The organism is Acidilobus sp., from assembly GCF_049973875.1.
In the GTDB taxonomy this organism is placed as follows: Archaea; Thermoproteota; Thermoprotei_A; order Sulfolobales; family Acidilobaceae; genus Acidilobus.
This window is the reverse complement of the sequence record NZ_JBMFJI010000027.1, coordinates 1-11252: the sequence shown is the minus strand read 5'-3', so window position 1 is coordinate 11252 and position 11252 is coordinate 1. Positions and strand designations below refer to the sequence as shown.

The following is an 11252-nucleotide window of genomic DNA, read 5'->3' as shown; positions in this document are numbered from 1 at the left end:
AAGTCCTCCCTTGGCTCCACGAAGCTCACGTAGAGCGACGGCTCGCCCGAGGAGGCCCCCTGGTAGGCGAACTGGCTCGCGAGGGTGGTCTTGCCCGCCCCGGGGTAGCCGGCCACAAGTATTATGGAGCCCCTAGGCACGCCCTCAGAGAACATGTCGTCTAGGCCTGGCACTCCGAGGAATATCCTCTGCCTGGCGGCCTGGCTGCTCTGGCTCAACGCTACAACCTCTGCTCAGTCATGGACAAATATTGTCGCAGTGGGTTTTTAATCTAACTCCCCCGGCGCGTTAACCCTAGAAAGTAAACCCTTTTATGGGACCAGACCTTTCCATGGGCGTATTTTATCTTCCCCAGGCAGCGAAGGGCGCGGTGCAAGAGGGCTTGATGCCGAGGGTCTCCGAGGCCGAGCTCAACAGGAGGCTGAAGGCCCTCAGGGAGAGGGTGGCCGCCTCAGGGGCCCAGGCGGCCGTGCTTACTTCCTCCGTAAGCATATTCTACTTCACAAACCTCTCGTTCATAACCACTGAAAGGCCCGTTGTAGTCATAGTGCCTGTGGACGGTGAGCCCTTCGCGGTCCTGCCGAGCGTCGAGATGGGCCACGCGGAGTACAGGAACTCCAGGTGGGGAGGCGTTGTCAAGCGCTTTGAGTACTACTTTGACTACCCCGGGGAGGTGCACGTGGCCAACTTCATAGCGGACGCCATAGCAGGCTCTGGGCTGAGGCACGTCATGGGGGAGCCCCTGGGGCCCAAGGGGGCCTACGGCTACTCTGGCCCGCCCCTCCAGGAGCTGCTTGCCAAGAGGGGGGTCAAGTGGACTGACATGGGCGACCTGGTGGCGGAGATGAGGCTCATCAAGTCGCAGGAGGAGCTCTCGCTGATAGAGGAGAGCGGCAGGTGGGCCTCAAGGGCCATAGACAAGGCCATGGAGCTTATGGCCCCGGGCAGGTGGGACTGGGAGGTCTCGCTGGAGGCCAGCCTCGAGGTCAGCAGGGAGATGAACAGCCACTACTCGCCTTACGTGCCCCTGAGGGGCACCGTGGGCTGGGTCGTGGGCTTCAGGGGGCAGGTGGGCGAGTTCTCGGCGTACCCCCACGCCCTGGTGGCCGAGAGGCCCATGAGGGAGGGGGACGTCATTGGGATAGGCTCCGGGCCCGAGGTGGGGGGCTACTTCGCTGAGCTCGAGAGGACCCTTGTCCTTGGGACGCCGAGCAGGGAGGTGAGGGAGTACTTCGACAAGATGCTGAAGGTGAGGCAGGCGGCCATCGAGTCCCTGAGGCCGGGCGCCAGGGCCTCCGACGTGGACCGGGCCATGAGGGCAAAGGCGAGGGAGCTCGGGGTGGAGGGCCTGCTGAGGCACCACAGCGGCCACGGCCTGGGGCTTGAGGAGCACGAGCCCCCGTTCCTCGACGTGGGCAACGGCCAGGAGCTCAGGCCGGGCATGGTAGTTACCATAGAGCCCGGCCTCTACGTGCCCGGCCTCGGGGGCTTCAGGCACAGCGACACCTTCGTCATAACAGAGGACGGCGCCAGGAGGCTGACCAGTTACCCGGAGGACATAGATGAGCTCACGGTGAGGCGCTAGAGCTCGTAGTAGGCGTTGGCTATGGAGCACGCCACGTCCCATGACTTGAGGGGCTCCCCCTCCCTTATCCTGTAGTACTTGAGGGCCAGGGACTTGACCTCGTCGGAGAAGTCGCCCCTCGGGAAGGCCCCGAAGCCGACCGGGACCCCGAGGGACGAGGCCTCCCTGAGGACTGAGAGCGTGTCCGAGCTTGCCCCGCCCTCGGAGAACACAATGACCCTCCTGTCCCCCAGGAAGTCCCTGAGGCTGTCGGCCACCTTCCACGCCAGCGGCCTCCCGCTCGGCGGCACCCTGTTATTCCTCAGCAGCTGCGCCATGAGGCCCTTGAACCTGTCGTAGTTCTTTGGCACCCTTACGTCGGGGGCGAACGCGAAGACCCTGCCGTCCTGGACGTGCATGTAGACCTCCACCTTGCCCTCCAGGACAGGCCTCTTCTCCAGGAGGTTAAGGAGGCTGAGGTGCACTATGTCAGGCCTGCCCCTCCTCCACCAGCCCTCCAGCGACCTCATAGCCTTCCAGTGCAGGCCAGCGTCAAGGACCATCTCCTCCGGCCTGAGGCCGTACCTCCTGGCGGTCTTGACCACCTGGGGGTGGGAGGCGAGCTCCTTGGGGACGACCTCCAGCGCGGAGTCCAGGAGGAGCACGGTGAGCTTGGCCAGGCCCCCTCACCCTATTCTACAATAGGTTGTGCAGCGGCAGCGGAGCGTTTACCTGCGGCGCGGCCCTACTCCTCATAGTAGTCGCTCTCCTCGGCCTCCCCCTTGCCCTCCCTGCCCCAGAGCTCCCTCCTCCTGGCCTCCAGCTGGTTCACCTCAGCTCCCATCAGCTCGGCCGCCGTGAGCAGCCTGACGCCGGCCTCCTCGGCGGCCCTGTAGTGCTCCTTCAGCTTCTCCCTGTAGCTGAGGTCCCTGAGGAGGTGGTGATCAACTACTACTGTGTCGGCCACCCGGGCCTTGATCAGCTCCATCAGGCCGTCCAGGCCCCTCTGGACGGCCTCAACGGGCACCTTGAAGCCGGCGAAGTATGTAGGGGGGCCGCTGAGCACCAGGAGCCTGGCCCCGGCCCAGGACTTGAGCTGCTCTATGGCCTGGGGGTCGGCCGGCCCCTGGGAGTCGCTGGCGAATATTATTGACTCGCCGTCGCACGACGCCCTGACCATTATCAGCCTCCCCACCTTGGTGCCCGGCTCGCCGTGCCACACTGGCGGGGAGAACTCCAGGGTCAGGCCCCCCACCCTGAAGGTCTGCCCGTCGGCGTAGGACACCTGGGAGTTCTGCTCAACCTTGCCCTCCACCAGGAACCTCCTGGCCCTCCCCCTCTGGCTCCAGTTGATGTTATTGTTCGGGTCCTTGACCAGGAGCCTCTTGCCGTAGTAGAGGTCGGGCCTGTCCTTGAGGTAGTGATCGTAGTGGTAGTGCGTTATTATTATAGCGTCCGAGCGGGAGACCTCCTCTGCTATCCTCTCAAGGGCGCTGTGAAGCGCCTGAAGCTCAAGCTGGTGTGGCGGCAGGCCGTACCTCCTGGGCGCGAGGGAGGCGCCTAGGTCTATGCCGAGCCTGACGCCGCAGGCCTCGGCCACCGTGGCTATGCTCCTCACCCCCATGCTGTCGGCCGCGAGTATTGAGACGTCGAAGGGCCCAGCCCTTACCAAGCTCCCGCCGAGGGCCCTGTGGCTTCCGGCGATAGTAAGCGTTTACACCTGCGGCTCAGGGTTAAAGGCACGAGCGGACCTGGGCCCGGGAGGGGTTTAGAGGCGCTCTCAGTAATACTCTCGAGCGAGAACCCGACGCTGCAGAGGGACCTTGAGGCCCTCTACCCCGGGCCAGTTCAGGTTCTTCTACATGCAGTACAGGCCTGGCCACGGCATAAGGAAGGACGAGATGGACCTCATGTTCGCGGAGCTCTCCAAGATAAAGGGGGAGGCGGAGCGGGCCGACGGCATACTCTACGCCAGGTCCTACGGGGCCTTCAAGGAGTTTCAGTTCAAGCTGCTCAGGGACTTCTCGGTGCCCGTGGTGATAGCCACGGAGGCCATACTGACCAGGCTCAGGGAGCTCGGGGCCAGGAAGGTCTACCTGGTGACCCCCTACAACCAGTGGAGGCACGACTACGAGGTCAGGTGGCTCAGGGGTAACGGCTTCGAGGTGGTGGGCTCCATAGCGCTGGGCAGGACCGGAGGCAAGGCCATAGCGTCAACGCCCCACGAGCTGGTGATAGACGCCGTCAGCGTGGCCCAGAGGAGCGAGGCCGACGCGATATACGTGGCGTGCACGATACTTTCAACGCTCCCCATCCTTGACAGGCTGAGGGGGAGGCTGCCCGTGGTCACCGCCTCCTCAGCGATGCTTGACGTGGCCAGGGAGATCGGGATCTTCAAGGGGTGAGCCCGTTGCTCTCCATAAGCTCCGAGCTGCTCGAGTTCCTCAGGCTCAGGGAGGGCACAGTAGAGGTCATAGACAGGGCCCCTCCCTCTGACGGGCAGCTGGAGGAGCTCGTGAAGGAGGCCATGGAGAGGGAGAAGTCCCTGGTGTCGGGCCTCAGGCTGGGCGACGACATGAAGTACGCCATAGACGTGGGCCTCACCAACGCGTCCTCAGGGCTCCTCTACCCGGCCGAGGTGGCGGTCAGGTTCTTCCTGGAGAGGGGCTCGCTGTGCCTCATAGCGTCGAGGACCACGGAGCTCTACATAAAGGCGCTGAGGGAGAGGGCCTGGCACGCCATGGTTGATGACGGCTACATAGTTAGGAGCGGGCCAGAGGCCGTGGGCAGGGTGAAGAAGCTGAGCGGCAGGAAGAGCCTTGAGGGGGACGCCATATTCCTCGCTGGGAAGCCTGTGTGCGAAAAGCACCTCAAGTGGCCCGAGTACTCAAAGCCCATTGAGGAGCTGCCCCTCGAGAAGAAGTACCTTAAGGCCGCGCTCGACAGCAGGAAGAGGAAGAAGGGCTCGGCAATAAGGTGCGCCTTCTGCAACAGGGAGGCCAGGTACTTCACCTTACCCATGATAAAGGCCAAGTGTTCATAGCGAGCTACCTGACTGGCCTTGACCCTAAGGAGCCCATGGAGCTCTACTCAAACCTCTCCAGGGTCCTCCACCCCTACGGCTTCTCGTGGCTGAGGCCTGAGGCGGCCTTCACCGTGTGGGCCAGGGACATGCTGACGGCGGCCTTCTACGTTAACTCCATGCTCGGCCTCCCGCTGCCGAGGGTCAGCCCGAGGAAGGCCCCGGCCAAGGCCGCGCTGGAGCAGCTGCTGTCCATAAGCGACACTGGCGAGGCCTCAAATGCCCCCGCATAGGGCTTCCCCAAGGGAAGCAAGTTGCTGTGGCTGGTGTTCACCACGGGCTTCTGCAACCTGAGGTGCGACTACTGCGGCGGCTCCTTCCCAAGCAAGGTAGTGCCCTACACCGTGAGGTACGACATTGAGAAGCTGAAGAGGCTCGTGGAGGCGGACCCCCAGGCCACGGTCATATTTTACGGCGGCGAGCCCCTGGCGAACCCCAAGTTCATAGAGGAGTTCATGGACAGGGTCAGGGCGAGGAGGTACGGCGTGCAGACCAACGGGACGCTCTACAGGCTGCTGCCCGACTCCTACTGGAGAAGGATGAACGTGGCCCTCCTATCAATAGACGGCAGGGAGTCCGTCACGGACAAGCACAGGGGCAGGGGCGTCTACAGGAGGGTGCTGGAGGCCGCCAGGCACCTCAAGTCGCTCGGGGTCGAGACCATAGCCAGGATGGCGGTGACCCAGGACACGGACATATACGAGGACGTCATGCACCTCCTGGGCCTCGGGCTCTTCGACAAGGTGCACTGGCAGCTCGACGTGGTCTGGTCGCCCAGGTGGGACTTCGAGGGGTGGGCCGAGAGGAGCTACTTGCCCGGTGTGAGGAGGCTCGTGGACCTCTTCATCTCGGAGCTCAGGAGGGGCAGGGTGCTCAAGGTAATTCCGATACTCGGCGTTGTGAGCGCCCACTTCTTCGGCGGCTACCCCGGCTCGCCCTGCGGCGCGGGCTACAGGAGCGTCGCCGTGAGCACCGACGGCAGGGTGCTGGCCTGCCCCATAGCAGTTTACGAGAGGTGGGCGGAGCTGGGCACGGTGGACAGGGGGTTCAGGCTCATGGGCCCCTACCTGGCCAAGGAGTGCGCCTCCTGCCCCTACAGGAGGTACTGCGGGGGCCGCTGCCTCTACGCCTCGGTGGAGAGGGACTGGGGCGAGGAGGGCTTCAAGGCTGTTGACAGGGTCACGAGGGCCTACCTCGACGCGGTGCTCTCAATAATACCTGAGGTGGAGCGGCTGGTGAAGGAGGGCGCCGTGAGGCTGGAGGACCTGAGGTACGACCCCACGGAGGACTCCACGGAGGTCATACCGTGAGGTGCGAAGCTCAAGGGTTATTAGCCTTGGAGGCCGCGCTGCAGCTGAAGCTCATGTCGCTGCTGCCCGACCTCGGCAACAGGAGGCCCGTCAGGCCGAACAGGTCCTGGAACCCGGTCATGGGCTGCCCTCACCTGTGCACCTACTGCTGGGCCATGAAGCTGATAGAGGGGAAGCTCAGGGACAGCCCCAAGTACAGGAACGGCTTCGTGCCGACGCTCCACGAGGAGGACCTTGAGAGGGCGAGGTTCAGGCCAGGCGACACGGTGTCGTGGTAGACATGGGCGACCTGTTCAGCGACGCCGTGCCCTCCGAGTGGATAGCGAGGGTGCTCAGGAAGGCCAGGGAGTTCCCGTCAACAAGGTTCATGTTTCTAACCAAGAACCCTGCCAGGTACGGCGAGTTCCTGGACCTCTTCCCCAGGGGCTCGGTGCTGGGGGCCACCATAGAGACCAACAGGGACGACCTTGCTAGGTCCGTGTCGAGGGCCCCTCCGCCGTTGGCCAGGCACGAGGCCATGGCTGAGCTCAGGTGGCCCTACAAGTACGTCTCTATAGAGCCCATAATGGACTTCGACCTGGACGTCATGGTCTCCTGGGTGGCTGACATAAGGCCCGTGAGCGTCCACGTGGGCTATGACAACTGGAACTCGAGGCTGCCCGAGCCGCCGCTCTGGAAGACGAGGGAGCTGGTCAGGAGGCTCTCCTCCCTGCCCCCCGGGACCTCCTCCCTCGCGCTGGAGGCCGAGAAGGGTGAAGCCAAGCTGTCCTACGACGGCCTAGTCTCCTTTAAGGCCGACCTGCTGGAGTCCTCGCTGTCGGCCTCCCTGGGGGGCCTGGGCAACCTGAGGGCTGAGCTCGACCTCAGCGACAGCGAGGCTGACCTTGACCTGTCCTACGGGGAGCTCAGGGGCGAGTCCAGGGTATCTGTTGACGCCGAGGGGAGCAGCGTTAACGTTAATGCCACCATCAGGGGAGGCAACTCGGTCACGCCCATGATCAAGGAGAGCGAGGACAGCTCCATCTCAATAGATGTCGACCGCTCCCTGGGCGGCGGCGAGGGCTCCGTAATATTTGAGCTCAGCTCGAGCGAGAGCCGCGTGAGGGCCAAGTTCAGGAGAGGATGAATGGTGGACGCGGCCATAGAGGTGGAGGGGCTCAGCAAGTCATACGGTAAGGTAGTAGCCCTGGAGGGGGTCAGCCTGAAGGTTATGAGGGGCGAGCTCGTCTCCCTCCTGGGCCCCAACGGCGCCGGCAAGACGACCCTGGTGAAGCACCTGTACTGCGAGCTCAGGCCCCAGTCGGGCAGCGTCAGGGTGCTGGGAGGAGACCCGTGCGACAGGGGGGTGAGGCTCAGGCTCGGCGTTGCCCCCCAGGAGGCGGTCCCCTTCCTTGACCTCACGGTATTTGACAACGTCTACTACGCGGCCAGGATAAGGGGCGTCCCAGCCAGCAAGGCCAGGGCCATGGCTGAGGACACGGTGAGGGCCCTGGGGCTCTGGGAGCACAGGGACAAGTACGTCATAGACCTCTCCGGGGGGCTCAAGAGGAGGACCCTAATAGCCATGGCGGTGGTCCACAGGCCTGAGGTGCTAATACTTGACGAGCCCACCACGGGCCTCGACCCCGAGGCCAGGAGGGAGCTGTGGGACCTGCTGAGGCAGCTCAAGGGCGAGGGGAGGGCCATACTCCTCACAACCCACTACATGGAGGAGGCCGAGGCGCTCTCCGACAGGGTGTACTTCATTAACAGGAAAGTCATAGCCGAGGGGACGCCGGCGGAGCTGAGGAAGAGGTTCGCCTACTACTACGAGGTAGTTGACCTGGAGGAGGGCAAGGTGTACAAGGTCAGGGAGGACGAGGTCAGGGACTTCGTGTCAAGGCTCAGGGGGAGGTTTGAGGTGAGGGCCCCGTCCCTCGAGGAGGTGTACCTGGAGGTGATGAAGGGCGCTCAGGGAGCTTGAGTCGCTGGCCGAGATGTTCATCAAGGAGGCCAAGACCTGGATAGCGGTGAACCTGTTCTTCATGATAGTGTTCCCAGTGGCCATAATAGCGTCATTCGGCTACATAGTGAGCAGGCAGGACGCCTACTACCTGGTCTCGGGCACAATAGTCTTCCAGGTGGCGCTCTCCGGCATGCTCTCAGTGCCAAACAACATAGGCATGGACAGGTACGGGGGCAGGATCTCAATTATGATAGCCAGCGGCGTGCCGCTGTGGGCATACGCAATGACGTCCGCGCTCGTTAACAACATCTTTGCCGTGCTGTCAGGCCTGCTCATAGTTGGGGTGGCGGTCCTCCTGAGGTACGTAGCGGTCAGCGCCGTCGGGCTGGCCTACCTCACGGTTGCGCTGCTCCTGAGCACCTTCGAGGGCTCCATGGTAGGCCTCCTGATAGCTGCAAGGATAAGGAACTGGAGGCTGCTGCAGCAGGTGACCCAGATAGTGTCGTTTATGCTAACGTTCTTCGCCCCGGTCTACTTCCCCCTGTCCCTGCTGCCAAGGTACCTCCTGCCCCTGGCCATGCTTGAGCCCACGACTTATGCGGCGCAGGCCATAAGGCTCTCGCTCCTCGGCAGCCCGGCGTCGCTGCTCTGGGGGCTGGCCGCGCTGGTGTACGGCGCTATAGCCGGGGCCATAGCGGGCAGGTGGGGCCTCGCCTGATCACTTCAGCCCCTCAAGGTACTTGGCCAGGGCCCCCTTGAAGGAGGCGTAGCTAAAGCCCCTTGCGACCTCCATGGAGGCCGCTGACAGCTTGGACCACCTCTCCTCGCTGCCCAGAAGCCAAGATATGGCCCTGGCCGCCTCCTCGGGCGTGGTGTAGCCGAGCCCCTGGTCCACCCTTGAGGCCATGTCAGTCCACCCCCCTCCGTCCCTGTAGACGACCGGCACGGCCCCGGCTGCCATGCCCTCAGCTATTGCAATGCCGAAGTGCTCAGCGAAGGGAGGGTGGAGGTAGACCTTGGCCCTGGCGTAAAGCTTCAGGAGGTCCCCCCTCGGCACGTTGAACTCCATGTGAACCATGTCGTCAACTCCCAGCCTCCTGGCCTCGCCCCTTATGGCCTCTATGACGGGCCCCGAGTAGCCGGCCGTGGAGCCTACTATGTAGAACTCAGCCCTCACGCCCATCTCCCTGGCGGCCCTGGCTATTGCAGGGATGACTTCAAGCCTCTTCTCGGGGGTGAACCTCGACACGGTGAGCACCAGGGGCTCCTTCTCGGCCCTCCTCGCGGCCTCGCCTATGGCCTCCACGTCAACCGGGGGGTAGAGGACCCTCGCCTCAACGCCGTAGGCCTGCCTAACCTTCTCGGCTGTCCACGAGCTGTTGGTCAGCACGAGCCTCGGGGGCCTCCTGGAGGCCTCCCTCAGCACGGGCCTCGCCGCCAGCCTCACGGCCAGGTTGTAGGCCCACCTCAGGCCGCCCCCTCCCATGTAGTCCAGGAGGGCGGGGTAGTGTATGTAGACGGCGTCCGAGGGGGAGGGGACGTTGGCCTGGGTCTCGAAGATCAGCTCGTAGCCCTCCTCCCTGAGCCTGGGGAGGCCCTCCCTCATGAAGGCCCTCAGGGCCAGCACTCTCCTGAGCCTGGTGAGCCTGTTCCTTGAGATGCCCTCGAGGGGGAACCCTATGTCCAGGACCCTGGGCGGCGGCTCCCCAGGGGCCAGGAGCTGCCAGGCGCTGACGTTTAACCTCATGGTGTAGAGGTCGGCCTCGTGCCCCAGCTCCCTCAGCGCCCTGTGGACGCTTACGGCAAGCCTCTCCCCGCCGCCCGCCTTCTCTATCAGGGTGTGGACCACCGCTACCTTCATGACTTACCGTAGCTGAAAAGGTGATGCACAAATAAAAGCGTGAGGGCTCCACGACGTGGGCGTTGCAACAGAGGATATAGCCCCCTGCGACCCCCCTAGCGGGGAAGGCCATCTTGGCGTCCCTTGGAGGCTACCTAAACCTGGTCCCTCCCAGCGGCCTCAGGGACTGCGTCACCGCCTCCTCCACCAAGGCGGGGGAGTCCAGCTGGGTCACCGTGAAGGACTCGCAGGGCCACGGCATAGCCGTTGACCCAAACCCGTGGAACACATGGGAGGGCTTGGGCAGCTCCTCGGTGAAGCTCTGCAGCGACGGACTTGACGTGGTGGTCTCCTACAGTGAGGCCACGGCGGCTAGGCCGCCCGAGACCGTGCTCGGCTACCCGGAGGTGATATACGGCTACAAGCCGTGGGGCGCCCTCTCAACGCAGACGTCCCCGCTGCTCCAGCTGCCGGCAAAGGTGAGCCAGCTCCCCCATATGCTGGTGTACGTTGACTACTCAGTAGAGTTCCCCAACGGCAGGGGCAACCTCGCCTTTGACCTGTGGCTCACGAGGAGGCCAGACCAGGGCAGCGTGGGGCCCAGGGAGCTCGAGGTCATGATATGGCTCTACCGCACCCCGGGCTTTAACCCGATGGGCTACCAGTCCCCCAGCTCAACCATCGCGCTGCCGACCGTGGTCAACGGGAGGCCCGGCGTTGTCAACTGGGGAGTTTACGTAGCTGACCCCATGGGCCCGGGCCGCTGGACCTACGTGGCCTTCACCCTCGAGCCCCCGCTGGCCTCAGGGAGCGTCATGGTGCCCCTGACCCTCGTGCTAAGGTCGCTCCAGGGCCTCCTGCAGTGGGGCGACGACGTGAAGGACCTCTACCTTAACGGCCTTGAGCTGGGCATGGAGTACACGTCGCTGACCTGGCCTCCTACCAAGGTGAGCGTCATGGCCAGGTACAGGCTGAGCTCATATGGTGTCCTGGTCCTCCCCTGGACCTAAGGCTTAATAGCCCCCGCTGAAGCCACTCTACGGCCTCTGAGGAGGGATTGGGGGATGTCAGTTCGCGTGCCACTCGCGGGCCTCCCTTGGTAGGCCCGCGTTAGGCCTCATGGTAGTCTTTATTGTAGTTCTCGCACTCCTTGGCGTCCTCGTGTGGCACCACTTTAGTGGCGATGTAACTACGAACACCGAAGAGCTACAGGCATACTCCATGTCGCCCCCAGCGCTGAGCTCCTACACGGCAATAGCCGGGCAGCCCATTTACATAACTGTGACCTCTTACTCGCCGTCGCCCGGCCAGTACGTTATCATATACACAGGCAACGGCAGTGCCGTGAACTCGACTACAGGCTCGGTGCAGGTCACATATGCCTACCCAGGCCACTACCTGGTGTACTACACCATATATAAGGACGGCCAGCTTGTGGGCAGCTCCCAGGGCAACCTGCTGGAGGTCCTCGTGGCCCCGCCGCAGTTCAACGAGAGCTACGCCCAGCTCAT

General features: G+C 63.7%; 14 protein-coding genes and 1 pseudogene. 11 read left to right on the top strand and 4 right to left on the bottom strand.

The genetic code is table 11. The features are described 5' to 3' along the window. The coding region (locus ACP5H1_RS07220; RefSeq protein WP_427973512.1) for an RAD55 family ATPase at positions 1-218 on the bottom strand (218 nt) is incomplete at its 3' end. 152 nt (positions 219-370) lie between these two features. Between ACP5H1_RS07220 and ACP5H1_RS07215 the strand changes: the two genes are divergently transcribed. Further along, a complete protein-coding gene (locus ACP5H1_RS07215) occupies positions 371-1585 on the top strand; it encodes a M24 family metallopeptidase (protein WP_427973510.1) in 1215 nt (404 codons plus the stop codon). Here ACP5H1_RS07215 and ACP5H1_RS07210 read toward each other — a convergent pair. Both ACP5H1_RS07210 and ACP5H1_RS07205 read right to left on the bottom strand, forming a co-directional pair. Next, on the bottom strand, positions 1582-2229 hold the full coding sequence (locus tag ACP5H1_RS07210; RefSeq protein ID WP_427973508.1) for a 16S rRNA methyltransferase: 648 nt from the start codon (positions 2227-2229) through the stop codon (positions 1582-1584). The genes ACP5H1_RS07215 and ACP5H1_RS07210 overlap by 4 nt on opposite strands. An 80-nt stretch (positions 2230-2309) precedes the next feature. Beyond that, positions 2310-3236, bottom strand: coding sequence for an MBL fold metallo-hydrolase (locus ACP5H1_RS07205; RefSeq protein ID WP_427973505.1), 927 nt, complete (start codon positions 3234-3236; stop codon positions 2310-2312). 151 nt (positions 3237-3387) lie between these two features. Between ACP5H1_RS07205 and ACP5H1_RS07200 the strand changes: the two genes are divergently transcribed. Genes ACP5H1_RS07200 through ACP5H1_RS07165 form a run of 8 tightly spaced genes read left to right on the top strand, consistent with a single transcriptional unit; the run spans position 3388 to position 8619 of the window. Next, positions 3388-3969, top strand: coding sequence for a maleate cis-trans isomerase (locus tag ACP5H1_RS07200; protein ID WP_427973503.1), 582 nt, complete (start codon positions 3388-3390; stop codon positions 3967-3969). A 5-nt stretch (positions 3970-3974) separates the two neighbouring features. Continuing rightward, positions 3975-4607 carry a hypothetical protein gene (locus tag ACP5H1_RS07195; protein ID WP_427973501.1) on the top strand — a complete coding sequence of 211 codons (633 nt, stop codon included), beginning with the start codon at positions 3975-3977 and terminating at the stop codon, positions 4605-4607. Further along, positions 4598-4879, top strand: coding sequence for a hypothetical protein (locus tag ACP5H1_RS07190; protein WP_427973499.1), 282 nt, complete (start codon positions 4598-4600; stop codon positions 4877-4879). The genes ACP5H1_RS07195 and ACP5H1_RS07190 overlap by 10 nt, the downstream gene beginning before the upstream one ends. Positions 4880-4900: 21 nt before the next feature. Further along, on the top strand, positions 4901-5956 hold the full coding sequence (locus tag ACP5H1_RS07185; protein WP_427973496.1) for a TIGR04084 family radical SAM/SPASM domain-containing protein: 1056 nt from the start codon (positions 4901-4903) through the stop codon (positions 5954-5956). Between the two features lie 26 nt (positions 5957-5982). Beyond that, positions 5983-6234, top strand: coding sequence for a hypothetical protein (locus ACP5H1_RS07180; RefSeq protein WP_427973493.1), 252 nt, complete (start codon positions 5983-5985; stop codon positions 6232-6234). 2 nt (positions 6235-6236) lie between these two features. Next, positions 6237-7082: a DUF5131 family protein gene (locus tag ACP5H1_RS07175; protein WP_427973515.1), complete on the top strand. Its 846-nt coding sequence runs from the start codon at positions 6237-6239 to the stop codon at positions 7080-7082. Next, complete coding sequence (locus ACP5H1_RS07170) at positions 7083-7919, top strand: ABC transporter ATP-binding protein (protein ID WP_427973491.1); 837 nt, start codon at positions 7083-7085, stop codon at positions 7917-7919. Positions 7920-7932: 13 nt separating this feature from the next. After that, on the top strand, positions 7933-8619 hold the full coding sequence (locus tag ACP5H1_RS07165) for an ABC transporter permease (RefSeq protein ID WP_427973488.1): 687 nt from the start codon (positions 7933-7935) through the stop codon (positions 8617-8619). Here the strand turns inward: ACP5H1_RS07165 and ACP5H1_RS07160 are convergent, their stop codons facing one another. Continuing rightward, the gene (locus tag ACP5H1_RS07160) at positions 8620-9762 is read right to left on the bottom strand and encodes a glycosyltransferase family 4 protein (protein WP_427973485.1); all 1143 of its coding nucleotides are present in this window, start codon (positions 9760-9762) and stop codon (positions 8620-8622) included. A 113-nt stretch (positions 9763-9875) separates the two neighbouring features. Here ACP5H1_RS07160 and ACP5H1_RS07155 point away from each other — a divergent pair, with 113 nt between their 5' ends. Together ACP5H1_RS07155 and ACP5H1_RS07150 are read left to right on the top strand one after the other, a co-directional pair. Continuing rightward, a complete protein-coding gene (locus tag ACP5H1_RS07155) occupies positions 9876-10751 on the top strand; it encodes a GH12 family glycosyl hydrolase domain-containing protein (RefSeq protein WP_427973483.1) in 876 nt (291 codons plus the stop codon). 109 nt (positions 10752-10860) lie between these two features. Further along, positions 10861-11252, top strand: a pseudogene (locus tag ACP5H1_RS07150) (hypothetical protein); the annotation flags it as partial.